Annotated in this window: 32 protein-coding genes and 2 pseudogenes; 25 read left to right on the top strand and 9 right to left on the bottom strand. The window is 60.3% G+C overall.

Annotation, left to right across the window (positions count from 1 at the left end):
- Nucleotides 1–35 precede the first annotated feature (35 nt).
- The 8 genes from DU505_RS08965 (at nt 36) to DU505_RS08930 (ending at nt 6,852) form a co-directional block, all read left to right on the top strand.
- A complete protein-coding gene (locus tag DU505_RS08965; RefSeq protein ID WP_114478658.1) occupies nt 36–554 on the top strand; it encodes a phage baseplate assembly protein V in 519 nt (172 codons plus the stop codon).
- Nucleotides 555–752, top strand: coding sequence for a hypothetical protein (locus tag DU505_RS08960; RefSeq protein ID WP_114478657.1), 198 nt, complete (start codon nt 555–557; stop codon nt 750–752).
- Nucleotides 753–1,103, top strand: coding sequence for a GPW/gp25 family protein (locus DU505_RS08955; protein WP_114478656.1), 351 nt, complete (start codon nt 753–755; stop codon nt 1,101–1,103).
- Nucleotides 1,100–2,011, top strand: coding sequence for a baseplate assembly protein (locus DU505_RS08950; protein ID WP_114478655.1), 912 nt, complete (start codon nt 1,100–1,102; stop codon nt 2,009–2,011). The genes DU505_RS08955 and DU505_RS08950 overlap by 4 nt, the downstream gene beginning before the upstream one ends.
- Nucleotides 2,004–2,627, top strand: a complete 624-nt coding sequence (locus tag DU505_RS08945; protein ID WP_114478654.1) for a phage tail protein I — start codon at nt 2,004–2,006, stop codon at nt 2,625–2,627. Before DU505_RS08950 ends, DU505_RS08945 begins: the two co-directional genes overlap by 8 nt.
- Complete coding sequence (locus tag DU505_RS08940) at nt 2,620–3,933, top strand: phage tail-collar fiber domain-containing protein (protein WP_114478653.1); 1,314 nt, start codon at nt 2,620–2,622, stop codon at nt 3,931–3,933. Before DU505_RS08945 ends, DU505_RS08940 begins: the two co-directional genes overlap by 8 nt.
- A 10-nt stretch (nt 3,934–3,943) precedes the next feature.
- Nucleotides 3,944–4,609 carry a DUF4376 domain-containing protein gene (locus DU505_RS08935; protein WP_114478652.1) on the top strand — a complete coding sequence of 222 codons (666 nt, stop codon included), beginning with the start codon at nt 3,944–3,946 and terminating at the stop codon, nt 4,607–4,609.
- Between the two features lie 263 nt (nt 4,610–4,872).
- Nucleotides 4,873–6,852, top strand: a complete 1,980-nt coding sequence (locus tag DU505_RS08930; RefSeq protein ID WP_181872778.1) for an acyltransferase family protein — start codon at nt 4,873–4,875, stop codon at nt 6,850–6,852.
- 396 nt (nt 6,853–7,248) lie between these two features.
- Here DU505_RS08930 and DU505_RS22835 read toward each other — a convergent pair.
- Nucleotides 7,249–7,451: pseudogene (locus tag DU505_RS22835) on the bottom strand (IS481 family transposase); the annotation flags it as partial.
- A gap of 166 nt (nt 7,452–7,617) precedes the next feature.
- On the opposite strand from DU505_RS22835, the gene DU505_RS08920 reads away from it, so the two are divergent.
- Genes DU505_RS08920 through DU505_RS08890 form a run of 7 tightly spaced genes read left to right on the top strand, consistent with a single transcriptional unit; the run spans nt 7,618 to nt 13,895 of the window.
- Nucleotides 7,618–8,793 carry a phage tail sheath protein gene (locus DU505_RS08920; RefSeq protein WP_114478650.1) on the top strand — a complete coding sequence of 392 codons (1,176 nt, stop codon included), beginning with the start codon at nt 7,618–7,620 and terminating at the stop codon, nt 8,791–8,793.
- A gap of 39 nt (nt 8,794–8,832) precedes the next feature.
- On the top strand, nt 8,833–9,339 hold the full coding sequence (locus DU505_RS08915; RefSeq protein WP_114478649.1) for a phage major tail tube protein: 507 nt from the start codon (nt 8,833–8,835) through the stop codon (nt 9,337–9,339).
- Between the two features lie 56 nt (nt 9,340–9,395).
- Nucleotides 9,396–9,740 carry a phage tail assembly protein gene (locus DU505_RS08910; RefSeq protein WP_114478648.1) on the top strand — a complete coding sequence of 115 codons (345 nt, stop codon included), beginning with the start codon at nt 9,396–9,398 and terminating at the stop codon, nt 9,738–9,740.
- Between the two features lie 26 nt (nt 9,741–9,766).
- Nucleotides 9,767–9,889: a GpE family phage tail protein gene (locus DU505_RS08905; RefSeq protein WP_114478647.1), complete on the top strand. Its 123-nt coding sequence runs from the start codon at nt 9,767–9,769 to the stop codon at nt 9,887–9,889.
- Between the two features lie 12 nt (nt 9,890–9,901).
- The gene (locus DU505_RS08900) at nt 9,902–12,454 is read left to right on the top strand and encodes a phage tail tape measure protein (protein WP_114478646.1); all 2,553 of its coding nucleotides are present in this window, start codon (nt 9,902–9,904) and stop codon (nt 12,452–12,454) included.
- Nucleotides 12,455–12,465: 11 nt separating this feature from the next.
- Nucleotides 12,466–12,909: a phage tail protein gene (locus DU505_RS08895; RefSeq protein ID WP_114478645.1), complete on the top strand. Its 444-nt coding sequence runs from the start codon at nt 12,466–12,468 to the stop codon at nt 12,907–12,909.
- Complete coding sequence (locus DU505_RS08890) at nt 12,906–13,895, top strand: phage late control D family protein (RefSeq protein ID WP_114478644.1); 990 nt, start codon at nt 12,906–12,908, stop codon at nt 13,893–13,895. Before DU505_RS08895 ends, DU505_RS08890 begins: the two co-directional genes overlap by 4 nt.
- A 213-nt stretch (nt 13,896–14,108) precedes the next feature.
- Here the strand turns inward: DU505_RS08890 and DU505_RS22310 are convergent, their stop codons facing one another.
- From DU505_RS22310 to DU505_RS08885, 3 genes are all read right to left on the bottom strand, one after another.
- The gene (locus DU505_RS22310; protein ID WP_147273060.1) at nt 14,109–14,720 is read right to left on the bottom strand and encodes a hypothetical protein; all 612 of its coding nucleotides are present in this window, start codon (nt 14,718–14,720) and stop codon (nt 14,109–14,111) included.
- 14 nt (nt 14,721–14,734) lie between these two features.
- Entirely contained in the window at nt 14,735–15,091 is a 357-nt protein-coding gene (locus tag DU505_RS22305; protein WP_147273059.1) for a hypothetical protein, read from the bottom strand.
- A 349-nt stretch (nt 15,092–15,440) separates the two neighbouring features.
- The gene (locus DU505_RS08885) at nt 15,441–15,791 is read right to left on the bottom strand and encodes a S24 family peptidase (RefSeq protein WP_114478643.1); all 351 of its coding nucleotides are present in this window, start codon (nt 15,789–15,791) and stop codon (nt 15,441–15,443) included.
- Nucleotides 15,792–15,913: 122 nt separating this feature from the next.
- On the opposite strand from DU505_RS08885, the gene DU505_RS08880 reads away from it, so the two are divergent.
- A complete protein-coding gene (locus DU505_RS08880) occupies nt 15,914–16,354 on the top strand; it encodes a LexA family protein (protein WP_114478642.1) in 441 nt (146 codons plus the stop codon).
- 297 nt (nt 16,355–16,651) lie between these two features.
- On the opposite strand, the gene DU505_RS08875 is transcribed toward DU505_RS08880, so the two are convergent.
- From DU505_RS08875 to DU505_RS08865, 5 genes and pseudogenes are all read right to left on the bottom strand, one after another.
- Entirely contained in the window at nt 16,652–17,308 is a 657-nt protein-coding gene (locus DU505_RS08875) for an SOS response-associated peptidase (RefSeq protein ID WP_114478641.1), read from the bottom strand.
- A 59-nt stretch (nt 17,309–17,367) separates the two neighbouring features.
- The gene (locus DU505_RS22300) at nt 17,368–18,516 is read right to left on the bottom strand and encodes a hypothetical protein (protein ID WP_147273058.1); all 1,149 of its coding nucleotides are present in this window, start codon (nt 18,514–18,516) and stop codon (nt 17,368–17,370) included.
- An 84-nt stretch (nt 18,517–18,600) separates the two neighbouring features.
- Nucleotides 18,601–19,119 (bottom strand): S24 family peptidase, encoded by a 519-nt coding sequence (locus DU505_RS08870; RefSeq protein WP_147273057.1) that lies wholly within the window; start codon nt 19,117–19,119, stop codon nt 18,601–18,603.
- Between the two features lie 27 nt (nt 19,120–19,146).
- Nucleotides 19,147–19,287, bottom strand: a pseudogene (locus DU505_RS23080) (helix-turn-helix domain-containing protein); the annotation flags it as partial.
- A gap of 132 nt (nt 19,288–19,419) precedes the next feature.
- Nucleotides 19,420–19,665, bottom strand: coding sequence for a hypothetical protein (locus tag DU505_RS08865; RefSeq protein ID WP_114478639.1), 246 nt, complete (start codon nt 19,663–19,665; stop codon nt 19,420–19,422).
- Between the two features lie 31 nt (nt 19,666–19,696).
- Here DU505_RS08865 and DU505_RS22290 point away from each other — a divergent pair, with 31 nt between their 5' ends.
- From DU505_RS22290 to DU505_RS08825, 9 genes are all read left to right on the top strand, one after another.
- Nucleotides 19,697–19,942 carry a hypothetical protein gene (locus DU505_RS22290; RefSeq protein ID WP_147273056.1) on the top strand — a complete coding sequence of 82 codons (246 nt, stop codon included), beginning with the start codon at nt 19,697–19,699 and terminating at the stop codon, nt 19,940–19,942.
- A 207-nt stretch (nt 19,943–20,149) separates the two neighbouring features.
- Nucleotides 20,150–20,365 (top strand): hypothetical protein, encoded by a 216-nt coding sequence (locus tag DU505_RS08860; RefSeq protein WP_114478638.1) that lies wholly within the window; start codon nt 20,150–20,152, stop codon nt 20,363–20,365.
- Between the two features lie 34 nt (nt 20,366–20,399).
- Nucleotides 20,400–20,606: a ribbon-helix-helix protein, CopG family gene (locus DU505_RS08855; protein WP_114478637.1), complete on the top strand. Its 207-nt coding sequence runs from the start codon at nt 20,400–20,402 to the stop codon at nt 20,604–20,606.
- Between the two features lie 49 nt (nt 20,607–20,655).
- Complete coding sequence (locus DU505_RS08850) at nt 20,656–20,853, top strand: hypothetical protein (protein WP_114478636.1); 198 nt, start codon at nt 20,656–20,658, stop codon at nt 20,851–20,853.
- Entirely contained in the window at nt 20,850–21,095 is a 246-nt protein-coding gene (locus tag DU505_RS08845) for an ogr/Delta-like zinc finger family protein (RefSeq protein WP_181872777.1), read from the top strand. Before DU505_RS08850 ends, DU505_RS08845 begins: the two co-directional genes overlap by 4 nt.
- Nucleotides 21,096–21,119: 24 nt before the next feature.
- Nucleotides 21,120–21,518: a hypothetical protein gene (locus DU505_RS08840; protein ID WP_114478634.1), complete on the top strand. Its 399-nt coding sequence runs from the start codon at nt 21,120–21,122 to the stop codon at nt 21,516–21,518.
- A 48-nt stretch (nt 21,519–21,566) separates the two neighbouring features.
- A complete protein-coding gene (locus DU505_RS08835; protein WP_114478633.1) occupies nt 21,567–21,983 on the top strand; it encodes a hypothetical protein in 417 nt (138 codons plus the stop codon).
- A 20-nt stretch (nt 21,984–22,003) separates the two neighbouring features.
- Nucleotides 22,004–22,192: a hypothetical protein gene (locus DU505_RS08830; protein ID WP_114478632.1), complete on the top strand. Its 189-nt coding sequence runs from the start codon at nt 22,004–22,006 to the stop codon at nt 22,190–22,192.
- Nucleotides 22,192–24,588 (top strand): replication endonuclease, encoded by a 2,397-nt coding sequence (locus DU505_RS08825; protein WP_114478631.1) that lies wholly within the window; start codon nt 22,192–22,194, stop codon nt 24,586–24,588. The genes DU505_RS08830 and DU505_RS08825 overlap by 1 nt, the downstream gene beginning before the upstream one ends.
- The last annotated feature ends 11 nt before the right edge of the window (nt 24,589–24,599 follow it).

Genomic DNA, 24,599 nt, shown 5'->3' with positions numbered 1-24,599 from the left:
TAGAGCCCCGCGCCCGCAAGGGCAAGCATGGCGGCATGACAAACGCCGCCGAACTACTCCGCCTGATCCACAACCTGATCCGCCTCGGTACCGTCGCCGAGGTGGACCATGAAGCCGTGCGCGTGCGCGTGAAATCCGGCGGCCTGCTCACCGGCTGGCTGAAGTGGGGCGAAGAGCGAGCCGGCACCACCCGCACCTGGAGCCCGCCCACCGTCGGCGAGCAGGTCATCCTGCTGTCACCCGGCGGCGACCTGTCCGCCGCCGTCATCCTGAGCGGGCTAAACCAGCTGGCCCACCCGGCGCCCAGCAGCGACCCCAACGTTATCGGCCGCTGGTACCCCGACGGCACCCACGTCCAGTACGACCACGGCACCAACACCCTCACCGTGGATTGTGTCGGTGACGTGATCATCAAGGCCGCCGGCGTCGTCACCATCGACGCCGAAAGCATTCATCACAACCAGGGCAACCCGGTCGTTACCACGGCGCACATCTGCCACTTCACCGGCAACGCCCACGGCGACGGGTCCAGCACAGTCACGGCGGGCGAATAGATGGCACTCAGTAAAGGGCAGCTCAAGAGCCGCATCGTCAGCGAGATGCAGAGCCAGGGCGCAACCGCCACCGGCGAGCACTCATGGGTCAACCGCATGGCCGAAGCGATTGCCAACGCCGTCGTCGACGAGATCCAGAGCAACGCCGAAGTCCCCGTTTCCGGCGGTAGCTCCGCCGGCACCTATGGAGTCGAGTAGATGCCAGGCATGAACGCCCACAGCGGCCGATCCCTCGACGGCCTCGACCATATCCGCCAGAGCGTGAGCGACATCCTCACCACGCCCATCGGCACCCGCGTCATGCGCCGCGACTACGGCTCGATGCTGTTCGAGCTGATCGACACCCCGCTCAACGACGCCACCCTCCTGCAAGCCTACGCCGCCGCCGTTATCGCCCTGATGCGCTGGGAGCCGCGCATCAACGTCACCGCCATTCGTCGCCAGGTCAGCACCACCCAGCCGGGCCGCGCCACGCTCGAAATTGAAGGCGAGACCCGCGGGGGCAATGGAGAGGCTCAGCCCCTGCAGTTCGAGGTACCCATCACATGAGCGGAACCATAGACCTCTCCCAGCTGCCCGCGCCGACGGTCGTCGAAAACCTCGACTTCGAAACCATCTACGCCGAGCGGAAAGCGCGCCTGCTCGACCTGGTCAACGCCAGCCAGCGCGACGAGATCGAGGCCACCCTCGAGCTGGAAAGCGAACCGCTCACCAAGCTGCTGCAGGAGAACGCCTACCGTGAGCTGCACTGGCGTCAGCGCGTCAACGAAGCCGCCCGCGCCGTCATGCTCGCCCACAGCCGGGATGAAGACCTCGAGAACCTGGTGGCCAACTTCGAGGTCGAGCGCCTCATGATCGACCCGGGCGACCCCGACGCCATGCCCCCGGTACCGCCCACCTACGAGAGCAACGAAGATCTCCGACTGCGCGCCCAGCAGGCCTGGGAAGGCCTCAGCGTCGCAGGCCCCCGGGGCGCCTATGAGTTCCACGCCCGTAGTGCCGACGGCCGGGTTGCCGATGCCACCGCCATCAGCCCGGCCCCGGCCGAAGCGCTGGTAACCCTGCTCAGCACCGAAGGCAATGGCGCCGCCGATCAGGAGTTGATCGACATCGTCGACACGGCGCTATCGGCGGAAGACATTCGCCCCGTGGCCGACCGGCTCACCGTGCAATCCGCCACCATCGTCGATTACGAGATCGACGCCGTGCTCTACGTCTACCCCGGCCCCGAGCAGGAGCCGATCCTCGAAGCCGCCGCCGCATCGCTGGACCGCTACAAGAGCCAGCAGCGACGGCTAGGCCGGGACATTCGCATCTCGGCCATTCATGCCGCCCTGCACGTGGAGGGCGTGCAGCGGGTCGAGTTGGCCTCGCCGACCGCTGACGTCGTGCTCGACGAAACCCAGGCCGCCCACTGCACCGCTACCAGCCTGGTGATCGGGGGCAGCGATGAATAATAAGCCCCTGCTGCCACCCAACGGCACACCCCTCGAGCGCGCCGCCGCCGAGGCCCTGGCCGAGATACAGCGCGTGCCGGTGCTGCTGCGCCAACTCTGGAACCCCTACACCTGCCCCGCCCCGTTGCTGCCCTATCTCGCCTGGGCATTCAGCGTCGACCGCTGGGACCCGGCATGGAGCACCGCTGCAAAGCGCGAAGTCATCGCGACCAGCTTCTTCGTGCACCGCAAGAAAGGCACCATCGCCGCCCTTCGCCGCGTCGTCGAACCGCTCGGCTACCTGCTCGAGGTCACCGAATGGTGGCAACAGGACCCGATGGCCTCACCCGGCACCTTTGCCCTGCGTATCGGCGTGCTCGACACCGGCATCACCGAGGCCATGTTCCTCGAGCTCGAGCGGTTGATCGACGACGCAAAGCCACTCACCCGGCACATCACTGGCCTCGACATCACGCTCAGCAGCGACCTCACCACCTACGTCGGCGTCGCCATCAACGACGGCGACGAGCTCGACGTGCTGCCCTGGGACACCCCCGACATCAACGTCGCCTGCCACATTGGGCACGCCTTGGCCCTCACCACCACCGACACACTGGACGTCTACCCTTATGATTGACGAAAACTCCACCTTCGGCGGCTTCCTCACCCAGATCGGCGAGGCCAAGCAAAGCAACGCCAACTCCCTTGAGATCCCCTGGAAGCTCACCCACATGCTGCTGGGCGACGCCAACGGCGCCGACCCGGTACCCCAGCACGACCAGACTCAGCTGATCAACCAGGTGCACCGGGCCGCCATCAACCAGCTCTTTGTCGACCCCGACAATCCCGCGATTCTCGTCGCCGAGCTCGTGCTGCCCCCCAACATCGGCGGCTGGTGGATCCGTGAACTCGGCCTCGAGGACGAAGACGGCGACTTCGTCGCGGTCGCCAACTGCGCTCCCAGCTATAAGCCCCTGCTCGCCCAGGGCAGCGGCCGCAACCAAGTGGTGCGCATGCACCTCATCCTCAGCAACACCGCCAACGTCGAGCTTAAGATCGATCCCAGCGTAGTGCTCGCTACTCGCAAGTACGTCGATGACCTGCGCGAAGCCCACGAGGAAAGCCGCAACCACCCTGCCGGCACCACCAACGAGCAGGGCATGCTCCAGCTCGCCACCAGCCAGCAGACCCGCGACGGCACCCGCACCGACCGCGCAACTCACCCGGCCGGCATCAAGGCCGCCATCGACCAAGCCGTCGAAGCCGGGGCGTATCAGTTCGCTAGCTTCGATGCTGATCGCGCCTACACCACCGGTGAGATCACTCGCGGCAGCGATGGACAGTTCTATGAGTTCTACGACCGCGACCAGGTCGGCGAGGTGCAGGGCGTCGACCCCACCGACAGCCAGAACCGTCCGCATATCTGGATGGAGTGGGACGGCGTCAAGCCCGGCGCGACCATCGAGTGGCGCTCGGAGACGCTACCCGAGGGGTACGTCGAGAATGATGGCGCCGAGATCAGCCGGGCCGACTACCGGCGTGTGTTTGCTGTGCACGGCATGACCTATGGTGTCGGCGATGGCTCCACAACATTCAACCTCCCCGATGACCGGGGCGAGTTCAAGCGAGGTTGGGACCATGGGCGAGGTGTCGATTTTGGGCGCTCCCTGGATGGCCATCAGCTTGACCAAATGCAACGAATTACCGGCTCTCTAACAGCTGTCAGTGCTCAAAGTGCGCATCGATTTTTTTCTGGTGGAACCGGCGCAATAACAACCAGCGAATTGGGAGACGGCTTAGCCTCAACGCTGAGCACAGGTGCTTCGCGTAGTGCTCGAGCTGATTTTGATTCGTCACTATCGCCCAACGCACGCACCTCGGCAGGCTCAAATGGCGAAACCCGCTCACGCAACAATGCCGTTATATATCTGACCAAGATCTAAGGAGTCCGCTATGCGCATCTGGGACATTCACCCCACCGACCGAACTGCAATCGACCCCGCTGGTCGCGAAGCACCCCGCGATCCTATGCGTCAAACGCCCCGAGTGCCTGCCGGAGCAACCAGCATTGAGCCGCCTGAAACTAGCGAGCATGAGGCTGCCAGCTGGAATGGAGAAGGATGGGAGCTAGTGCCGGACTGGCGCGGCCATGTGTACTGGAGTGAAGACGGTGAGCGGCACGAAATCAGCGAGCTCGGCACCGAGCCTCCGGCCGACGCATTGGCCGAAGTGCCTCCTGAACCCCTCTCAGGACTCGCAGCCCGCAAGTGCCGCGAGATCGATGCCGCCCGTGATCATGCCTTCGCCGAGGGACTGCCTTTAGACATCGCTGGCGAGCCTGACGTGGTGCAGACCCGACCCCAGGATAAGACCAATCTTCTCGGCATCGCCATCGAGGCGCGACAGCTGGACGCCGAGGGCGTCGTTGAAGCGGTGCTCGAGTTCCGCGGGCTCTCCAACGTAAAGCGCACCCTGACGCCCCAGCAGGCTATCGATCTGACCAATGAGGCCTCGACGTACATCAAATCGATCTATCAGCGCAGCTGGGACCGGAAGGATGCCATCGATGCAGCGCTAGAGGCCGAAGATCGCGAGGGGATTGAGGGCGTGGTGTGGTAGCGTGCGGTGTAGTGCTCGACGAAGGGATAGCCCATAATGCGGCGGGCTACTCCTGTCATGCCTCGCGAGTAATCCAAGTATCGAAAAGCTCACGCGCGCCAGGTAACTACGGGGTGCACCAAACCGAAAGAGAGTTGAAAAAAGTAACTATCCATGCCATTCTCGCGCCCGGCGAATTCTACCTATGGCATGCCGGTCGCGGAAATTCGTCATTTTGATTCCGTATGTAATTGATCAAAAAAGATTGTACGAAGAGGAAAACTGTGTCTACTGATATCAGCCCTGCAGGCGCCCCAAAATCAAAATTGAGGACGGATATTCAGGCACTGCGAGGTTTTGCTGTCCTGTTGGTCTTGTTTTATCACGCAAAACTGGTCGGAATGGATTTCGCAGGCTACCTTGGCGTAGATATCTTCTTCGTCATCTCTGGGTTCTTGATAACCGGCATTATTCGGGATGGGATTAAAACCGAGAGCTTCAGTTTCTTGAATTTCTACTTCCGGCGGGCGAAGCGCTTGCTACCTGCAGCATTTGTTGTTATCGCGTTTATCGTGATCTGTGCACCATTTGTCCTCACAGAAATCGCGCTAAATGACCTGAGAGAACAGGTGATTGGGTCATTGCTATTTGTCGCCAACTTCGTTGTCTGGAACCAAACTGGCTACTTCGAAGCGGCAGCAGAGACCAAGCCACTTCTACATTTCTGGTCTCTGGCCGTCGAAGAACAATACTACTTTGTGATGCCGCTCTTGTTGTTCATTGTACCGAGAAAGTTGTGGTTCTTTGTTGTGGCGACAATCGTGGTTGCCAGCTTCGCATTGAGTGTTTACCTTGCACCAAAATATCCCGATGCAGCCTTCTATCTACCGCTTACTCGCTTGTGGGAACTCGGGCTAGGTTCACTGGCGGCTATCGTCCATTTACAACTCAGTGGCAACCGTTGGTTGTTCGTTACCCGCATTATCGCGGTTGCTTTGCTGATCGGAATTCCGTTTTTTCCAACAGGCCTGCCTCATCCCGGCCTAGATGCATTGCTTGTCTGCGGAGCGACGCTAATTATTATTCTCAGCCACAACAATTCGGCCTGGGAAAGCAGCCTTCCCTTAAGGGCGATAGCTCGCGTCGGCGACATTTCGTATTCACTGTACCTGGTTCATTGGCCAGTATTGGTTTTCACTCGTGCTGCTTATTTGGAAGAACCGCCACAGACTGTAATTTGGGCCGTGGTTGCATTGTCGATTGTTCTCAGCATTATTCTCTACCGCTTCGTTGAAGAACCGTTCCGCAAGTCCAATTCGGCGAAACGACGCAGATTCGTTGTAGGGTCGGTAGCGTGCTCAGCGGCTATTGCTGTTTTTCCTTCAGCAATTGCAGCTGTTACCGCCACGGGCACAGACTACCAGCACGTCCGCCGGACCAACTATGGTCTTGCGTTTGAGTGCTCGCTGAAGACCGACGAGCCATTCACCATCAAGGACAGTTGTAAAACTACCGATCATCCGAGGGTTCTGGTGTGGGGTGACTCGTACGCCATGGCGTGGACTTCGGCACTTATGGGGCCACTTCGGGAACATGGCATGCAACAGATCACGATGGGAGCGTGTGACCCGCTTCATCGTGTTGCCCGCTTCGGGAAGGCTACAAACAGTCCCTATAACCTCGACTATGCGAAAGCCTGTATGAGCTTTAACTCGAATGTCCTCGCTTACGCGAAGGCAAGCGAAGATATAGAGACCGTTGTTATAGCTGGTAGAATGCAAACTCCTCTAAGCAAATCCAATCGACTTCTAACGCAGACAGCGGAAGGCGAGTATGAAAATCAAGAAGTTTCCACCGATATCGTGACGAATGCGCTTGCATCGCTGGCTATAGAATTGCACAACTCCGGCAAGAAGGTTGTATTTATCGCACCGCCGCCCGCTGACGGCTCCAATATTGGCGCCTGTTTAGAACGTCGAGCGCGGGGGAAAATTATCCTCGGCCCGCAATCCGACTGCACGATAACAGTGGATGCCAATCGTAGATACAGGGGCGCTACGCTCGACATGATGGCCGAGGCTGCCGAGTTGGCAGACATCGAACTACTGGATGTATTCGAATTTCTTTGCGACGACGGCGTGTGCAAAACTCAGATAGATGGGACCATCCTTTATCGTGATTATAGTCACCTTACTTATGATGGTGGCGCACTGATCGGCGCGCGTTCTTCTCTCGCGAATGACGTGCTTGTAAAAGCCCGCTGATAGGGTGCTGCCGTGTGTTGACGGCCTCAGTTTTGCGAGGGTTGAGTCGACTGCATGGGAATTTTAGCAGGCTGCTGTCATATGTCAGGCCATTTCATTGGGTACGCTTAACTGCTGGCCCAGATGAAATCTGCCTTCTAACCCCAATCAGAAAAACGAGCTTCCAAGACCAGACAACACCTCGGGTTGTCCTAGCTGCCAGCCTATACAGGCAGAACCTATTTCAGTTTCAGACACGCCTCAACTCGCACCCATCACGTCGGTGTTCCTTCTGATAGTGCTCGGTCATCTTCTCGTCGGTGTGGGCCAGAGGGGCTGGATGTAGGTTTCGTTGTCATAGCCAGCCTGCTTGTAAAGCCATGATCCCAAGGCGCCGATTTCGTGGGAGGTAGGACGCTGCTCGAGGGTGAGCTTAGCCAGCATGTTGTGCCGGGTGTGGTGTCGATCATGAGCATCTTCGCGATTGCGACAACGGCGAATGGTCGAGTCTGACACACCATACTGACAGGTCAGCTCGCTATCAATGATTGGAAGTGCTGTCTGATCTCGGCACGTATCTTTGACCTGATAGTGGCTTGCTTATGCAGCTTGAGGACCATGAACCTGCACCAGGATTTCATTGCTTCTTGAAGTAAAGGCACTCCATACCAACCAGGGTTGTAGTCTCACCATCCACAACCCCAACCGCTAGAGCTTCACGCCTGCACAGGCAAGCATGGCGGCATTGCATCTGCTTTGCCGCCCATCACCGCCTGGAGCACCACCATGCCCGATTATCACCACGGCGCCCGAGTTAGCGAGATCAACGAAGGCACCCGCCCCATTCGCACCGTCAGCAGCGCCGTAATCGGCCTGGTGGCCACCGGTCCCGAGGCCGACGAAACCCGCTTCCCGCTGAACACCCCGGTACTCATCACCGATCTGTACAGCGCCATCGGCGATGCCGGCGCAACCGGCACCCTGGGCCGTGCGCTACGCGCCATCGTCGCCGAGACCCGCGCCATGACCGTGGTCATACGCGTCGAGGAAGGCCTCGACGACGCCGAAACCACCGCCAACATCATCGGCGGTGTCGATGCCGAAACCGGCAAGAAAACCGGCATGCAGGCGCTGCTCACTGCTGAACAGAAATTCGGCGTCAAGCCGCGCATCCTCGGCGTGCCGGACCTCGACACCGAAGACGCCACCGCCGAGCTGATCGCCATCGCCAAGAAGCTCCGCGCCTTCGTCTACGCCAGCGCCTTCGGCTGCGCGACCAAGGAAGAGGCCGCGATGTACCGGGAGAATTTCGGAGCCCGCGAGGTGATGGTCATCTGGCCCGACTGGACCAACTTCGACGTCGTCGCCGAGGAAACCCGCGACCTCTCCGCCGTGGCCAAGGCCCTGGGCCATCGCGCTCGGCTGGATAGCGAATTCGGTTGGCACAAGACCCTATCCAACCAGCCGGTCAACGCCGTGTCCGGCATCAGCAAAGACGTGTTCTGGGATCTGCAGGACCCCGACACCGACGCCGGATACCTCAACGCCGCCGACGTCACCACGCTGATCAACAAGAGCGGCTTCCGCTTCTGGGGCTCGCGCACCTGCAGCGAAGACCCGCTGTTCGCCTTCGAGAACTACACCCGCACCGCCCAGATCATCGCCGACACCATGGCCGAGGCCCACCTCTGGGCCATCGACATGCCCATGCACCCGACCTTGGTGAAAGACCTGATCGAAGGCGTGAACGCCAAGTTCCGCGAGTGGATCCGGCAGGGCCGGCTGCTCGGCGGGTCCGCCTGGTTCGATCCCGAGATGAACAGTGAAGAGGTCCTGAAGAGCGGCAAGCTCTACATCGACTACGACTACACCCCGGTGCCGCCCCTGGAGAACCTCAACTTCCAACAGCGCATCACCGACCGTTACCTCGTCGACTTCGCCGACCGCGTCGCCGCCGCCTGATAGCCGGTTCGGCTTCGGGAACCTGATTAGGAGATAGAGATGCTTCCCAAGATCCTCAAAGACTTCAACCTGTTCGGCGACGGCAACAACTGGCAGGGCATGATCCCAGAACTGACCCTGCCGGAAATGGCCCGCCGCATGGTCGAGTACGAAGGCGGCGGCATGGATGGCCCCATCGAAGTGGACCAGGGCGGCGCCCTGCAAGAGTTCGAATGGACCGCCGGCGGCATGATCGTCGAGATCTTCGACACCTTCGGCTCACCGATCCACGACGCCGCCCTCCTGCGCATGACCGGCAGCTATGAAAGCGACGAAACCGGCGAAGTGGTGCCGGTGGAGATCGTCATGCGCGGCCGCCACAAGACCATTGCCCTGGGCGACGCCAGCAAGGGCGACAACAACCAGATCAGCGTCACCACCACGCTCAGCTATTTCAAGCTCAGCGTCGACGGCCAGGAAATCATCGAACGCGACGTGCCCGGCTTCGTCTTCCGCGTGCGCGGTGAAGACCGCTACGCCCAGCGCCGCCAGGCCCTCGGCCTGTAACCCAACCAGCCAGCTACCCGGCCGCCCCGGCGGCCTGATTTCCCCAGGAGAGAACCATGTCCGAGAAAGCCCAAGCCGCCGAGCAGGTCGAAGCCCCGGCCGCCGAACTGCCCGCCATCCCCACCGAAACCGTCACGCTCGACACGCCCATCCAGCGCGGCAGCAAGGCCGTTACCGAAGTGACCGTCCGCAAGCCGCTGTCTGGCGCCCTGCGCGGCGTGGCCCTGGTCGATCTGCTCAGCATGGATACCCAGAGCCTGCAGAAGGTGTTGCCACGCATCACCGAGCCGGCACTGACCGAGGCAGAGTTGCGCAAGCTCGACCCCGCCGACCTGGTGCAGCTGGGCAGCAAGGTGAGCCGTTTTTTGCTGGGCAAGCGGGCGGAACAGACCGACGACTAGCGCTGCCCGCCTACGTCGATGACGCCATGGCGGATATCGCCATGGTGTTCCACTGGGGGCCCAGCGACATGGACCCCATGCCACTCGATGAACTGATGGACTGGCGCGAACGCGCCCGCCAGCGGCACGAAGCCAAGCCCAAGCGATAGGAAGCCCGCCCGATGGCCAGAGACCTCAACCTGAGCGTCACACTCAGCGCGATAAACAAGGCCACCGGGCCGCTACGGCAGATCCTCAGCGGCAGCCAGGGTGCCGGCCGCGCCATGCGTGAAACCCGCGCCGAACTGCGCAACCTCAACGACCAGCAGAAGCGCCTGCAGGGCTTCCGCGACATGTCGCGACAGAGCCACGCCACCCGCCGCGCCCTGATGGACAAGCGCGAAGAGCTGCGCCAGATCAGCCGCCAGCTGGAGAGCACCAGCGGCCCCACCCGAAGGCTGACCCAGCAGCAGAAGAACGCCCAGCGTGAAGTCGACAAGCTCAGCAACGAATACCGCACCCAGCGCAACAGCGTCCGCGAGCTCGCCCGCGAGCTGCCTGCAGGCACCCGGGGCACCAAGGGCTTCGAAGAGCAGAATGCCGCCCTTGCCCGACAGATCGAGATCACCAACCGCCGGCTCGAACGCCAGCAAACCGCCCTTCGTCGCCTCGGTGAGGCCGACGTCAGCGGCCGTTTCCGCAACATGACCGGCGAAGCCCGGCGCTTCACCCGCAACCTCACCATCGGCGCCACCCTCGCCGCCGGCTCCATCTTCGGCCTGGCCAACAGCACCGCCACCCTCGGCGATGATGTCGCCAAGACCGCCGACGCCATCGGCATCGGCACCACCGAGCTGCAGGAACTGCGCTACGCCGCCGAGCGCGCCGGGGTCGATACCGGAACCCTCGACGGCAGCATGCAGCGCTTCACGCGCCGCGTCGGCCTCGCCGCCCAAGGCAGCGGTGCCGCCAAGAAAGCCTATGAAGAGCTCGGCCTGTCCGCGCAGGATCTCGCCCGCATGAGTCCAGACCGCGCCCTCGGCGTGGTCGCCGACCGGCTCAACGAGGTCGAAGGGCACACCAACCGGGCCGCCTTTGCCAGCCAGCTGTTCGGCAACAGTGGTGCCGATCTGCTCAACATGCTGCAGGACGGCGGCGAAGGCCTCTCCGACTACGCCCGACAAGCCCACCTGGCAGGCGGTGTGCTCAGTGAGGAAGCCGCCCGCGGGGCAGAGGACTTCAAGGACGCCATGCTCGACGCCCAGCTCGGCATGAACGGCATGCGTCACACCATCGGCGCCGAGCTGATGCCTGCCGTCGCCGACCTGATGCGCGAGCTGTCCGCCTGGATGCAGGAGAACAGCGACAAGGTTCGCGAATTCGCCCGCGCCTTCGGCGAAAACCTCAAGGCCGCGGTTCCCGTGCTCAAGGACATCGCCCAGGGCGCCGCCACCGTCGCCGGCGTGCTGGGCGATATCATCAAGCGGGCCGCCGATATGGTCGGCGGCTTCGACAACCTGGCCATCGTGCTCGGTGGCCTGTTCGCCAGTAAATTGATTCTCAGCGTCGTCATGTTCGGCATCAGCCTGGTCAAGGCCGGTGCCGCCCTGGCCATGCTCGCCGGCACCCTGCCCGGCCTGATCGGTGGCATCAAGGCGCTGTCGCTCGCCTTCATGGCAACCCCGCTGGGCTGGGTCATCGGTGCCATCACCGCCATTGCCGCCGGGGCCATCTACCTGTGGCGCAACTGGGAAACCATCGGGCCCAAGTTCCGCGCACTGTGGGAAGGCATCAAGGAGCGCGCCGGCGCGCTGTGGGACTGGCTAAAGGGCCTGGTGGCCTGGTCGCCTATGGCCACCTTCCAAACCGCATGGGGCGCGGCCGGCGCCTGGTTCGGTGACCTCTGGGGCGGCATCAAGGCCGCCTTCGATGGCGGCATTGCCACCATCAGCCAGGTACTGATCGACTGGTCACCGCTGGGCCTGTTGTGGCGTGGCATCAGCGCCGGGCTCAGCACTCTGGGCGTAGACGTCCCGCGCAGCTTCAGCGAAATCGGCGGCTTCATGGTCGACGGCCTGCTCGGCGGCATCAGCGCCAAGTGGGACAGCCTAAAGGACACCATCAGCGACATGGCCGGCAGCGTTACCGGCTGGTTCAAGGAGCGCCTGGGCATCAACTCGCCATCGACCGTGTTTGCCGGCTTCGGCGGCAACCTAATGGAAGGCCTGGTCAACGGCATCGACGAGCGCTGGAGTGTGCTGCGCGACAAGATCGGCGACACCGCCAGCGCCGTGCGCGGCTGGTTCGCCGACCGCCTGGGCATCAACTCGCCCTCCCGCGTGTTTGCCACGCTGGGCGACAACACCATGCAGGGCTATGAGCAGGGTCTAGAACGCAGCGAGCGCGGCCCCCTCAAGGAAGTCAGCGCCTTCACCCGCCGCCTGCAGCAGGCCGGTGCCGGGCTCGCCCTGGGCGCCGCCGCCAGCGTTGCCGTTGCCGTTGCCGGGTCCGGCGGCGGTGGTGGCGTGGCGATCGATCACCGGCCGCCCATGGCCGCCGGCGGCGGTGGCGGCCTGGTCATTCAAGGCGGCATCAACATCGAGATCCACGCCGCGCCAGGCATGGACGAGCAAGCCCTGGCCAGAATGGTCGATGCCCGCGTACAGCACGCCCTGCAAGCCGCGGAACGCCGCATGGCCGCCCGCCAGCGCAGCGCCCTTTACGACACCGATTGAGGACCACACCCATGATGATGGCCTATGGACTGTTCGTGTTCGGCCTCGGTACCGCCGCCTACCAGGAGCTGCAGCGCCAAACCAACTGGCGCCACGCCAGCCAGAGCCGGGTAGGGGCCCGCCCCTCCCGGCAGTTCCTCGGCCCCGGTGAGGACACCATCACCCTGACGGGTACCCTGCTGCCGGAATTCACCGGCGGACAAAGCAACCTCGACGAGCTGCGCCGCATGGCCAACGAAGGAAAGGCCTGGCCGCTGATCGAGGGGACCGGCCGCAACTACGGCATCTACGTGATCGAGAACCTGAACGAGCGCAAGAGCCGCTTTTTCCGCGACGGCGCCGCCAGCCAGATCGAGTTCGACATCACCCTGCAGCGTATCGACGACGACCGGCGCGACCGCCTCGGCGTGCTCGACGCCACCGCCATGCGCCTGGTCCGCGGGGCCTTCGCATGAGCCGCCGGCCCGATTACCGCATCACCCTGCAGGGCAAGACCATCAGCCCTGAGCTACGCGCCAGGCTGATCAGCCTGCGCCTGACCGACCGCCGCGGCATGGAAGCCGACCAGCTCGATATCACCCTCACCGACGACGACGCCCTCCTCGAGCTGCCCCCGCGTGGCGCCACCCTGGCGGTGGCCATCGGCTGGCACGACGAAGGCCTCGTCGACCGTGGCAGCTACATCGTCGATGAAGTGGAGCACAGCGGCAGTCCCGACCAAGTGAGCATCCGCGCGCGTAGCGCCGACATGCGCGAAGGCCTCCCCGGCAAGCGGACCCAAAGCTGGGATGGCCTCACCCTGGAAGACATCGTCGCCACCATCGCCGGCCGCCATGAGCTGGAGCCCATCATCGGCGACACCTTCAAGGGCGCCCTGCTCGAGCACATCGACCAGACCGAGGAAAGCGACCTCAACTTCCTGACCCGCCTCGCCGAACGATACGATGCCGTGGCCACCGTAAAGGCCGCCCGCCTGATCTTCACCACCGCCGGCCAGGCCATCACCGCCAGCGGCGTCGAGATCCCCGCCATCACCCTCACCCGGAAAGACGGCGACCAGCACCGCTACATCGCCACCGACCGCAACAGCTACACCGGCGCCGTGGCCGTATGGCACGACCCCGACGAAGCCGAGCAGCGCGAAGTCATCGCCGGCAGCGACGACAACCCCAAGCGCCTGCGCCCCACCTACGCCAGCGAGCAAGACGCCCTCGCCGCCGCCCGCTCGGAATGGCAGCGCATACAGCGTGGGCAAGCGCAATTCAGCCTCACCCTCGCCGAAGGCAACGCCAGCCTGATGCCCGAAACCCCAGCCACCCTGCGCGGCTGGAAAGCCGAAATCGACGCCACCCGCTGGCTCGTCACCGAAGTCACCCACGAACTCACCGACACCGCCTACACCAGCAGCGTGCAAATGGAGGTACGTGGCGAGCAGGCATGAAAAAGCCCCCGCTAATCCATCAGCGGGGGCTTTGATATGACGCCTCTCTTCATCCCTGGCGACCGGGGGCGATCCGGTCGGGTAGCGAAGCATCAAATTCACCTTATTTGACCGCGGCTAACTTCGGTATGGAAGATATCTGGAATCCCTGTAAGAAATCCAATACCTAAATACAAGGATGATAATTTATCGCGTTAACTCAAGTTGTCTTTACTATTGCTCATCGAGCATTTTCAACCTCAAAAATTGGTGATATACAGAAGTTTCCCCTGTCTCCACGAGGTAATCGCAACGATACTCACCGCCCGCGAACCTGCGGTAAACACTTGTCCATGCTGAGCGAATTTCATCCCTACATCCGTAGGGGTACCAGCTTTTTAGAAAGGCATTCGCATAAGGCCTAAGCATAGAACCAATCACTTTATCATCACATAGGCCGACCTTAATACATTCAGAAGCTTTATGGTATAAAGAAAAAGCATTATCAATTGAAATATACACACTGGGTGCGGAAGCGATATCATTCACCATGTAATGGTAGAATTGATTAGCATCCTTTTCGGCCCCGTTTTCTTCGACTTCTTCAGAGCTTAAATATTCCATAAGCAATAACTGCATATCAATTCGAATAGGTGATAGGTTAGCTCTATGCTCCCAAGATCTTTCAGAGTTTAATTCACTAACTATCTCAAAACTTCTATTTGCGCTCACTTCATCTTTGTAATTGCTGTATTGAACTACTGCAATAACCAAACCTATTGACAAGGAAAGTGCACCAACCCACTCTGCAGACTTAGACAACACATATTTCTCAAGCCAACACATGTCTCTACCTCCTGTTATTCTTGTTCAGGCTCCCAACCCTCACATATATCCAGTTCTGCAATAGCTTTATTAGCACATGGATCACCAGTAGCAGTGTTGTAATCAACTAAACCTTCTGAGTAATATGGATATGCTGATTCCATATCACTCACTTGAGCTGGTTCCATTAGACCCACTGGAGCTGGCTCCAACATTGGAAGATCGTATCTAGCACTTTCCTCTTCCATCAAATCAATTATTCTTTCAGCTGCAGCACTCAACTCTTCACTTTCATCAGCCCCTCCTTCAGAGGCTTGAACATTTTCTTCTTCAGCCATAGCTAAAGAATTACAAAATATGGAAATCGAAAATAACAAGATTGGATATCTCATACTTTTGTCCGTTTTTATCATAAGCCGCAGCATGTATTTTCACTAATCATAGTGTAGCCATAAATTTAAAAGTCATATCTGAAATTTCTCGCCATCATGCCGCTACTGGCAATCATTGCACTCACCCCATGTAAGTCATTGACTGCATTACCGGGACTGCCACGGCTCCACCACCCAGCCATGAAAAAGCCCCCGCTAATCCATCAGCGGGGGCTTTGATATGACGCCTCTCTTCATCCCTGGCGACCGGGGGCAATCCGGTCGGTAGCGAAGCATCGAATTCACCTTATCTGATAGCCGGCATCACGGGTATGGAAGATCTCTGCAACCCCTGTAAGAAATTGACTACTCAAACCCCATACCGACGCGTCTGGCTGACCACGACACCGCGCAAATCCGACACCCGAGCGATGACTGATTGCCGCGGACCCGCGGTGGGTAGTAACCGATAGGCGCCACCGATCCGGTGTGTTCGGAAAAGCCGCTGTTCGCCTTCCAGCTCAGCCACCACCAGATCGGCATGGCCCACCTTCCGGGCCTCGTCCACGACCAGCAAGTCGCCTTCCATGATCGGGCCATTCACGCCCGCCTCGTCGCTCACCTCCACTAGGTAGCAGCTTGCCCTGAACTGCTTGAGGTTGAGCCCCTCCATCGCTGGATGCATACCCGCAATCAGCGGGCCCAGATAATTCACGCGCATGCCCCTGCCTCATATCGACTCGTTCTTTTAGTTGAGCGGCCTGAGCTCCATTAGCGTTTGCCTGTGGCCATCTGAGCCGAGAATACTGTATAAAGAACCAGCTTTCGAGAGGAGACCCAGCCATGCCACATGACGCGATCATTGCTGCACACCCAGCCCCACCATCCCTTGAGCTACCGTACCCTCTGGCCCTGGGGCGTGCAGGCATTTCCGGCTTCCCTTCACCTGCTCAGGATTACGAAGGCCGCACGCTCGACCTCAACGAGCGCTTGGTCAAGAAACCATCGGCCACGTTCTTTATGACGGTGACAGGCGACAGCATGGATCGCCTTGGCATCCATGAAGGCGACCTGCTGCTGGTGGATCGCTCAATCGATCCTCGTCCCGGCCACATTCTGGTGGCCATGGTGGAAGGCGAGATCACCGTGAAGCGCTACGAGATGCGTGAAGGGCAACCATTTCTCTGTTCGGGCAACCCACGCTACGTGCCGATTCCGCTGAATGATCTCGAGTGCCAGGTGTGGGGCGTGGTGCGCTCAGTGATACATGAATTCACTGTATAGGGATCACAGAGAGGAACGATTGTTATCATCGGGAAAGAGTATGGGAGCCTCGGCCACAAGCCGAGGCAACACCGTTAGGAGCCGAGCTCTCTCAGCACATACACCGGCATTTGGTCAGCCCACAATCGTCACAAAAGCCGCCACAGTTATCCCCGCAATTCTCACATGCGAACGAGAATTTTTTGTTAACAAATTGAAAAGACTCCAGAAATTTCATTGCTTTCTCCTTGGTCAGTAAGCATTCCGTGTGAATGCTTGATCTATATCGGCGATGGCGAATAAACATTAAGCTGGATGCTATGCTGAATTGATCAACCCTGCATCATCCTCATTCCCAGGCCGGTTCACCGCGCGGCCCACCGGCCAATGCTCAATCAGCCCCGCGTCCAGGTGACTCACTACCTGGCGGATCGTCTCGCGGTCCGTAAGGTCAGGATCGAGCCACGGCTCAAGGCTGGCGTCGTCCAGGATCAGCGGCATGCGGTCATGAACCTCGACAGCGCTGCCGCGGGCCGGCTCGGTCAGTATCGCGCAGCCCAGGCTGCCATCCTCGCGCTCGGCGTAGATCCCTGCGAAAGCCATCGGCTCGCGGTCGGTGCGGGTAATATAGTGCGGTTGCTTGCCGGTATCGGTGGCCAACCACTCGAACCAGCCATCGGCAGGAATAAGGCAGCGCTGTCGCGCGAAGGCGTGCTTGAAATAGCCGCTGGTGGCCACCGTCTCGGCCCGGGCATTGATCGGCTGTGCGGCTTTGCCCTTGGCCCACTTCGGCCGGTAGCCCCACCACAGCTCGAGCTGCTCGGGTGGCGCATCATGAGCGACCTGCCGAAACCCGGTGATCCAAGTGCCCGGCGGGATGTTGTAGCGAGGGGGTGGCCCTTCCTCGGCCACTACAACGCCTACCCGCCGGGCTAGCTTGGGGTAGGCGTTGAAAGAAGCGAAGCGGCCGCACATAACATGAACTCAATTAAGGATTACTAATCATCCAAGAAGCAAACTATCAGTCTAACTAATCAAGGCAAGTCTTTGTCTTTCGCCTTTTTCCTAACCAACAACCCTGAAAAAACCTTCAAACGCTTAGCAAAAGAGAGATTATTATCACTTACAAGATAGCTGCTCACCATTTTATACCTATTTTGATAATACAAATTCGTCAGCACAGAAGCATCGTACTCAACTTCAAAAGCCTCAAGCCGATTATGAAATGCAACCTTATTTGGCTTAGAGCCAAGAACCTCTTCCAGCCGGCCTTTTACAACCTCTTCATTGATGCCTTGAAAGAACCTCATGTTTAAACTCAAATTACAGAAAACAATTTTTATATAACACCCCTCTCCAATAAGGGCTCTGTGGAAACCCAACGCGACCAAATGTACTTTTCTAGAAACATTACTCGAACTGGGAAACTCAAACTCTAAAGGGCAGTAGACTTGATTTTCAACCAGGTAAGGTATGAACAGCCAATTCTCTCTCATGATCTGGAAAAATCTGCACGAAAAAATAGTTTCAATCTCAGATGAAGAATATCCAACAACATGGAAGAAAAACTCTGCAATATTCACGTCCGCTGTGCGTATTTCAGCCCCTTGCTCCATCCCCTTGATATACTTAACCCCTTCACCAGAAAAAAATTTTTGAAATCTAGAGGGAAGATAAATGGAGTTTGATACAGATATGCCTTTAGGCATTTCAATCGAGCGGATTGCCTTTGATTCTATCAAAGCCAAAGCAGAAGCGGCTTTTTTGTAGTAATCCCTTCGCAACAATCCTAATGACCAGCTACCACCTTCTTCCGTCATATTATCAAACGTTTCTATATCTTCAAAATGAATATTGGAAAAAGTAAACCTAGCAAGAAATGCTACTGTTGCAAGCGGCTTGGAAGAATGTAGCGATACATCATATATCTCTGAAAAACTGGATTTTACAGCATCCAAGTCAGCCTGCTGAACTAGCTCCAACCCGCTCTTATCAATCTCATCTTTAAAATCAATTAAGCTTGATGAAGCCAAGCTTCTTACACGTTTTTTAGTAGCCTGTATCTCAGTGATTTTTTCTGATATAACGTCCTTTAATAAGTAAAGCCAAATTTGACGACTAAGAAAAATTACCGTGATAATGGCAACGATCAATGGAATTAAAGCAACAATAAAATCGATCATTCAACAGAGCCCCAGAACAAATAAAACTGTCTGCGTTCTTTTTCTTAAATTGCGTTTAATGGTTGTCACCGGTACAGTAATCTGCTACGAAATCCTGCCAATCCGCACCTCACACCGCCCCAGAATCTCCACCTCCCCCATCTGCTGCGGCGTGATCATCTCGGGCTGGTAGTGCTCGTTATCACTGATCAGGAACAGCGCGCCACCGGCCAGGCGCTGCACCCGCTTGATGCGTCGCTCGCCGCTCACGGTCAGCAGAAATACCCCTTCCTGCCGGATATCGCGGCTGCCTAGGTCGACCAGCACCCAATCGCCATCGGCCAAGGTGCTTTCCATCGAATCGCCGCGCACCTTCACGCCGGCTACCCGCTCGGCAGATACGCCCAGGGCGGCCAGCTCCGCCTCCGGGAAATGGATCACGCCCTCGACCCTCTCGCCCTCGAGGGACCGGCCCGCGCCCGCCGCACCCTCCACATCGTAGAGCTTGACCTCGGCAAGCCCCGGCCCAGGGCCGTAGGTCGCTGCCACTGGCGCGCCATCGGCAACGCGCTGGGCGGAAACGCTCGGCTCGGCACTATGTTGGCCGGTCAGCACGTAGCCCACGTCCACGCCTCCCAGAGCAATGGACTCAAGATATTCCCCTCTGGGGCTTCTTTCACCACTTTCATAGCTGGCCTGTGCACGTCTGGACACACGCCCAAGCTTCGCAAGCTCTTCTTGAGAAAGAGAAAGTCTTAGTCTCTCTGCTTTTAAACGGTCACATGAGCGCACTTCAATACCTCAAGCCTTTGACATGCGCACGTTTGCGCATTATGTTTACCCACAAATGCACAAACGTGCACAAGGAAACGAAGGAGCCAACCATGACCAGGCCCAGCCTTCAGCAAACACCGTGCTTTGCCGTCACTGCAGGCGATCCGCTCTTCGATGAGCTGATGGCGGCATGGCGGCTTCGCGCTCCACATGCTCAAGCGCTTCCCGAAGCTTTAGTTGTGCTGCCGGCGTCAAGGTCACCCGAAACCCTATTGGCACGCCCTGCTGCTCAATCATCGGGCCCGTCAGGTGAGCCAGGCCGGTCGCTTCGTCGTACTCCAGCGTGAATGGCACATCCACCAGCACTGGCACCGCGAAGTCTTCTTTATCAGCCATCTAGGCACCTCATACGTTAAGGGATCGCCACATGAATCAGCCCAAACCGACACAAACAGGTCCTTATAGCGCAAACGTCCTCGATCCTCGCGATCACCTGATGGCTCGTCAGGCCCTGGTCGAGTCCATGACCGACCTGGCCAAACAGGGCATCAGCGGCGAAGCACTTCAGCAGCGTGCCGTCGAGATCGCCACTGCTCTGCGCGATGGCCTGTTCGTGCTCAGCGCTGCCGCAGAGTTCGATAGTAATCGGCAATCGCCTGATGCGCCGCACTGACCGACTTGCCCAGCGCTTCGCCGTCGGCTGCACCCATAGCCTGCGCCTCGGGGCCGAAGCCGAAGGCCCCGGCGCGGCACAGCTCCAACACAGCCTCGTGTGCCGCGTGATCAGGAAGATTAACCGGATCATGCGTTTTCGACTCAGACATCCCTGAACTCCTTGCTCTTTTTTGATGCTTAGAACTCCACAAAGGAAGCCTAACCCATGAGCACCATGGAAACCATTCGTAACCCTGGCACCACTTATTCGCGCAGCCCCAACGGCTGCAGCAAACAGGTGATGACCCAGATCACCCCCCAGGAACGCAAGCAACTTGAAGCCATCGCCCAGACCGAGATGCGTAGCCTCTCGGCCACCCTGCGCATGCTCATGCTTCGCGGTATCCAGGGGTACGAAGACGACACCCTGGCTGCTAGCTGAACCGTTGCCTGACCACTGCTGAAGGACATTTGCCATGTACCAGGACCCCAAACGTGTTCGCACTAACAAGGCCACCGTTTATCTGGACGAGTACGAGGACGCCATCATCACCGCGCTGGCCAACTACCTGGGCGTCTCAAAGGCCGAGGTCATGCGCCAGATGATGATGAAGGAAGCCCAGGAAACGCTGGGCCTCGATCCGGTGGCCTCGGTTTCCACGATGCCCGCTCGGGACTCCTGAAAGAAGCCGTACATACACCGTCTTTCCACCGTGCAAAACGAGGCCCCCCATGCCGGAGCAATCCCTCGAACTCGATGAGCACACGACAGCCAAGCTCGACGAGATCTGCCAGCAGCAAGGCTTGGAGAGCCGTGAACAGGCCGCCGAGTGGTTACTCCGCCGCCGCCTGCGCAAGGGCGCCGCGGGGCTCACCGGCCGAGGCCGAGCGCTTTACACCATCAACAATTCAGGAGGCAGAGGCCGGTGAAAATCAGCTGCCCACACTGCGCCGATCGCGCCATTACCCGTACCAGCAAGCGCCCGGCGCCGGTGTTCTACGAAGTCTATGCCCAGTGCATCAATCCCGACTGTGGCTGGGCCGGGAAGCTGCATATCGAGTTCGCCACCACCACGGCGCCCAGCCGTAAGCCCAACGCCGCCGTTCGTATCCCCATCGAGCCTGCCAGCCGCCGCGTGCTACTCGAGCAACTCACCGCCCAGCACAGCTAACCCAACATCAGGAGAACCACCACCATGGGAATCGTCACTCAACTGCGTAACCGCAGCGCCCACGCCCCCCAGCTCGACGCCTACAACCTGGCCACCGCCCAGCTATTCCGCGACCGCTGGGAGAACCGCGTCAACGCCCTGGCCAACTGCATCGAGTTCCTCGTCGTCAATCACGACATGCCCGAGGCCGCCGCCGAGCTGGCCGCCATTCAGGCCTATGCCGATATCGAGAGCACCAACCAGGTGGCCCGTATCGACATCAACGCCTCGACCTCCAGCGTCGTGGTACTGCGCACCGAGGGCGGCCGCCCCGCCGTGTTCACCGTCACCGATCTGGTGCGCCTGCTCGAGCAGGCCCGTACCGAAGGTCGCGCCGTCGTCGTCGACCGCGAGACACGTCGCCCCGTCGTCCTCGAGCACTGAACCGCCGTACCACTCGCCACAACCCAACAGCCACGCCAGGGGGTGCCCATGTCAGCCCAAGTCCATCAACTGCCGACAACTCACCAGCCGCCCGCCGTCCAACCCGACCGCGGCGACTGGGGCGCCCTCCGCGCCGAGCTGCACGACCGCTGTGCAGACCGCGACCTGGCGGCCCTCTGGTCAGAACTGGCCACCGGCGAGCGTAAGGCCCTGCTCGCCAGCGCCAAGATCGACCCGCGTGAATGCCTCACCGCCCTGGAGCAGATGCCCAAGTTCAACCGCGACAGCATCCGCGCCGCCGTGCACCGCATGAGCCAATACGCCGCCCGCCTTCGCGACCGCCTGGAAGGCGACAAGCCCCACCCAAGCCGCGAACTCGCCGCCCACGCCCGCCAGGCCATCGCCGAGGGCAACACCAAGGCCGCCCTGCACTGGCTCGGCCTGATCGAAAGAGGGGTCGCGTAATGGTTACCCAACAGAAAACGATGAACGCGCTCTGGGAAGGTCGCATCGAGCTGGACGAGCTGGCCGCGAAGATGAGGCATGACGGCAAGACCGAATACGCCCAGCTGCTGGAAGACGAAGCCCACAAGCTGGGCATGGTGCTGCTTCAGATCGAGGGCATCCTGCAGGACGCCCCCGAGCAGCAAGCCACGGCCCCAGGAACGCTCTGATGACGAGGCTCTCGGTATCCCTGCAGTTCGGCACACCTGAATGCCACCGCTGGCGTCAGGCGTTTTTCGATGGCGTCACCGTCTGGGCCGAGGATCTCGCCGCCGGCTTCGTGCACGTCGCCAAGCGCTACGGCAATGCCGCCGGCAACCGCTGGCTGAAGCGAAACGCCGAAGGCCTGGTCGATCCCCAGCGCATCTATAACCGCTTCGCCCCCATCGCGGCCGACCTGAAAAAGGCCGTGGCCGCCATCCGCAACCGCGGCAATACCACCATCGAGGGCATCCAGGCCGCCAGCGAATGGCTCGCCTACGTCGAGCGGTCCCTGGTTATCGGCGGGTTCAACTGCACCCAGGACGACGAGGCCCTGATCGACTACGCCACGGCCCACGCCACCGCCGTCGAGAACGAGCGCGCCCGCCTGATCGGCAGCATTGCCGAGCATAACCGCCGGCTACGCCTGGGCCTGCTGCCACCACCGCTGGAACTGCCGCCCATCAAGGGCGATACCGCCTCAGCCCAGGCCCGCCACCTGGCCGAAGTAGTCGCCAAGTCACGCAATCCGCTGAGCCCGCCCCCGGGCGGTATCCCGCTGATAGCCGTGTTCCGCTGGCAGCGCGCCCCGGTGATGAGCATCGCCGTTGCCGACGCCCTCGCCCTGCGCAAGGCCCGCTCCCGGGCCGCCGTGCATGGCATCGAGCCGCCTGCCCGAACCGGTTCCATTGCCAGCCAGCTCGGCCGGCTGAGCTGCTCGCTGTGGTGGCGCCGCAAGCTGCGCCGCCTGTCGGGCCGCCGCCTCGAGCAGATCCAGCGCGAAGCCCGCCGCGTGCACGCCCAGGCCGGTATCTACTGCAGCGACATGACCGTCGAGCGTCGGCGAAGCCAGAAGCACCGGAACCACGCCTTGCTCGAAACCCTCGAGGCAATCAACCAGGAAGGCCAGACCTACACACTCGCCGAGTTGGCAGAGCTGGGCCTGGCCAACCCCGATCACCGCCGGGCAGAGCTGATGCTGCGCATCCGTGATACCGAGGTAGAAGCACGCCGCCTGGGCCATGTCGGTGTGTTCTACACCGTGACCGCGCCAAGCCGCTTCCATCCGGTTAATGCCAATAAGTACTGGAACGCCAAGCGCAAGCGATACCAATACCACTGCCGTCGAAACCGTAAATACGACGGCAGCACACCGCGTGAGGCTCAGCAGTACCTACAGCAGGTTTGGGCCCGGGCACGCGCCAAGTTGGCCCGCGATGGCCTGGCCATCTACGGCATCCGAGTGGTCGAGCCCCACCACGACGGCACGCCACATTGGCACCTGCTCGTCTGGATGGTCCCCGAGCACCAGGCCCGTGTCACCGAAGTGTTGCAAGAGTATGCCGAAGCCGAATCGCCGGAAGAGCTCTACGACCGTCGTGGCAACAAGACGACGGCCCGGTTCGATGTCGAGGAGATCGACTACAACAAGGGAACTGCTGCCGGCTACGTGGCCAAGTACATCAGCAAGAACATCAATGGCGAGCAGTTCACCCGCACCGGTATCGAGGGAGACGATAAGGACCTTTACGAGCGCTCTCTCACTGAAGTAGCACCACGCATCGAGGCATGGGCCGCCACCTGGGGCATCCGCCAGTTCCAGTTTCTGGGCCTTCCCTCGGTCACGGTCTGGCGTGAAGTTCGCCGCCTCACCGAGAAGCAAGAGCACCAGCTGCAGGAGTGGGAAGCGTGCACGCGCCCCGAGCCCACCGCCGCCGAACGCTTCCATGCCATCCGCCGCGCCGCCAACGCCGGCGAGTGGGCGATTTTCCTTCGACTCATGGGCGGCCCCTGCACCAAGCGCAAGGATCAGCCGGTCAAGCCCTGGCGCCTGATGGCCCAGGACCCGGCCGGCGACGGCATCAGCCACGGCACCGGCGAGATCCGCCAGGGTATCGACGTGCTGGGCCGCTACGGCGACCCGGTGCAGGTGACCAAGGGGTTGGTGGTGAAGGGCCGTTACGGGGTTGATGCCGAATACCTCACCCGCTTGTACAGCTGGGAGGTGCGTTCAAAAGACCGCACCCCAGCGGCGAGCACCCCGGGACGCGGCGAAGCCGCGGCCCCTTGGACTTGTGTCACTAACTGTACGGGCGTCGACCTGACGCCCCGCAATCCCTTCCCAGAAAGCCCGGACGCCGAGGTATTGGCGGCCCAGATCCGGCGTTTTGAAGAGTGGCGCAGCAGTGAAGAGGTTCGCGCCGAAATGGATGACGTCGATTTTGAGACTCGAGCCGCCCAGGCGGCAGCAAAACGGCTGATTCAGCACGACGCCACGGCCCGGCGAGTCCTTGCCGAACGCGGCATCTACATCGAAGCACCGCCGTTTGAGCCGGAAGAGTTCTACCCACCCGAGCTGTGTTGATGAAAAAGGAG

Origin of the sequence: Billgrantia montanilacus (assembly GCF_003336675.1) — a bacterium.
Taxonomy (GTDB): Bacteria; Pseudomonadota; Gammaproteobacteria; order Pseudomonadales; family Halomonadaceae; genus Halomonas; species Halomonas montanilacus.
Note: the sequence above shows the minus strand (reverse complement) of the source record. Positions and strands in the feature narration are given on the sequence as shown.

Coding starts and splice junctions, on each gene's coding strand:
- DU505_RS08965 (WP_114478658.1), top strand. CDS start 36: ATGACAAACGCCGCCGAACTACTCCGCCTGATCCACAACCTGATCCGC.
- DU505_RS08960 (WP_114478657.1), top strand. CDS start 555: ATGGCACTCAGTAAAGGGCAGCTCAAGAGCCGCATCGTCAGCGAGATG.
- DU505_RS08955 (WP_114478656.1), top strand. CDS start 753: ATGCCAGGCATGAACGCCCACAGCGGCCGATCCCTCGACGGCCTCGAC.
- DU505_RS08950 (WP_114478655.1), top strand. CDS start 1,100: ATGAGCGGAACCATAGACCTCTCCCAGCTGCCCGCGCCGACGGTCGTC.
- DU505_RS08945 (WP_114478654.1), top strand. CDS start 2,004: ATGAATAATAAGCCCCTGCTGCCACCCAACGGCACACCCCTCGAGCGC.
- DU505_RS08940 (WP_114478653.1), top strand. CDS start 2,620: ATGATTGACGAAAACTCCACCTTCGGCGGCTTCCTCACCCAGATCGGC.
- DU505_RS08935 (WP_114478652.1), top strand. CDS start 3,944: ATGCGCATCTGGGACATTCACCCCACCGACCGAACTGCAATCGACCCC.
- DU505_RS08920 (WP_114478650.1), top strand. CDS start 7,618: ATGCCCGATTATCACCACGGCGCCCGAGTTAGCGAGATCAACGAAGGC.
- DU505_RS08915 (WP_114478649.1), top strand. CDS start 8,833: ATGCTTCCCAAGATCCTCAAAGACTTCAACCTGTTCGGCGACGGCAAC.
- DU505_RS08910 (WP_114478648.1), top strand. CDS start 9,396: ATGTCCGAGAAAGCCCAAGCCGCCGAGCAGGTCGAAGCCCCGGCCGCC.
- DU505_RS08905 (WP_114478647.1), top strand. CDS start 9,767: ATGGCGGATATCGCCATGGTGTTCCACTGGGGGCCCAGCGACATGGAC.
- DU505_RS08900 (WP_114478646.1), top strand. CDS start 9,902: ATGGCCAGAGACCTCAACCTGAGCGTCACACTCAGCGCGATAAACAAG.
- DU505_RS08895 (WP_114478645.1), top strand. CDS start 12,466: ATGATGATGGCCTATGGACTGTTCGTGTTCGGCCTCGGTACCGCCGCC.
- DU505_RS08890 (WP_114478644.1), top strand. CDS start 12,906: ATGAGCCGCCGGCCCGATTACCGCATCACCCTGCAGGGCAAGACCATC.
- DU505_RS22310 (WP_147273060.1), bottom strand. CDS start 14,720: ATGTGTTGGCTTGAGAAATATGTGTTGTCTAAGTCTGCAGAGTGGGTT.
- DU505_RS22305 (WP_147273059.1), bottom strand. CDS start 15,091: ATGAGATATCCAATCTTGTTATTTTCGATTTCCATATTTTGTAATTCT.
- DU505_RS08885 (WP_114478643.1), bottom strand. CDS start 15,791: ATGCGCGTGAATTATCTGGGCCCGCTGATTGCGGGTATGCATCCAGCG.
- DU505_RS08880 (WP_114478642.1), top strand. CDS start 15,914: ATGCCACATGACGCGATCATTGCTGCACACCCAGCCCCACCATCCCTT.
- DU505_RS08875 (WP_114478641.1), bottom strand. CDS start 17,308: ATGTGCGGCCGCTTCGCTTCTTTCAACGCCTACCCCAAGCTAGCCCGG.
- DU505_RS22300 (WP_147273058.1), bottom strand. CDS start 18,516: ATGATCGATTTTATTGTTGCTTTAATTCCATTGATCGTTGCCATTATC.
- DU505_RS08865 (WP_114478639.1), bottom strand. CDS start 19,665: ATGGCTGATAAAGAAGACTTCGCGGTGCCAGTGCTGGTGGATGTGCCA.
- DU505_RS22290 (WP_147273056.1), top strand. CDS start 19,697: ATGAATCAGCCCAAACCGACACAAACAGGTCCTTATAGCGCAAACGTC.
- DU505_RS08860 (WP_114478638.1), top strand. CDS start 20,150: ATGAGCACCATGGAAACCATTCGTAACCCTGGCACCACTTATTCGCGC.
- DU505_RS08855 (WP_114478637.1), top strand. CDS start 20,400: ATGTACCAGGACCCCAAACGTGTTCGCACTAACAAGGCCACCGTTTAT.
- DU505_RS08850 (WP_114478636.1), top strand. CDS start 20,656: ATGCCGGAGCAATCCCTCGAACTCGATGAGCACACGACAGCCAAGCTC.
- DU505_RS08840 (WP_114478634.1), top strand. CDS start 21,120: ATGGGAATCGTCACTCAACTGCGTAACCGCAGCGCCCACGCCCCCCAG.
- DU505_RS08835 (WP_114478633.1), top strand. CDS start 21,567: ATGTCAGCCCAAGTCCATCAACTGCCGACAACTCACCAGCCGCCCGCC.
- DU505_RS08830 (WP_114478632.1), top strand. CDS start 22,004: ATGAACGCGCTCTGGGAAGGTCGCATCGAGCTGGACGAGCTGGCCGCG.
- DU505_RS08825 (WP_114478631.1), top strand. CDS start 22,192: ATGACGAGGCTCTCGGTATCCCTGCAGTTCGGCACACCTGAATGCCAC.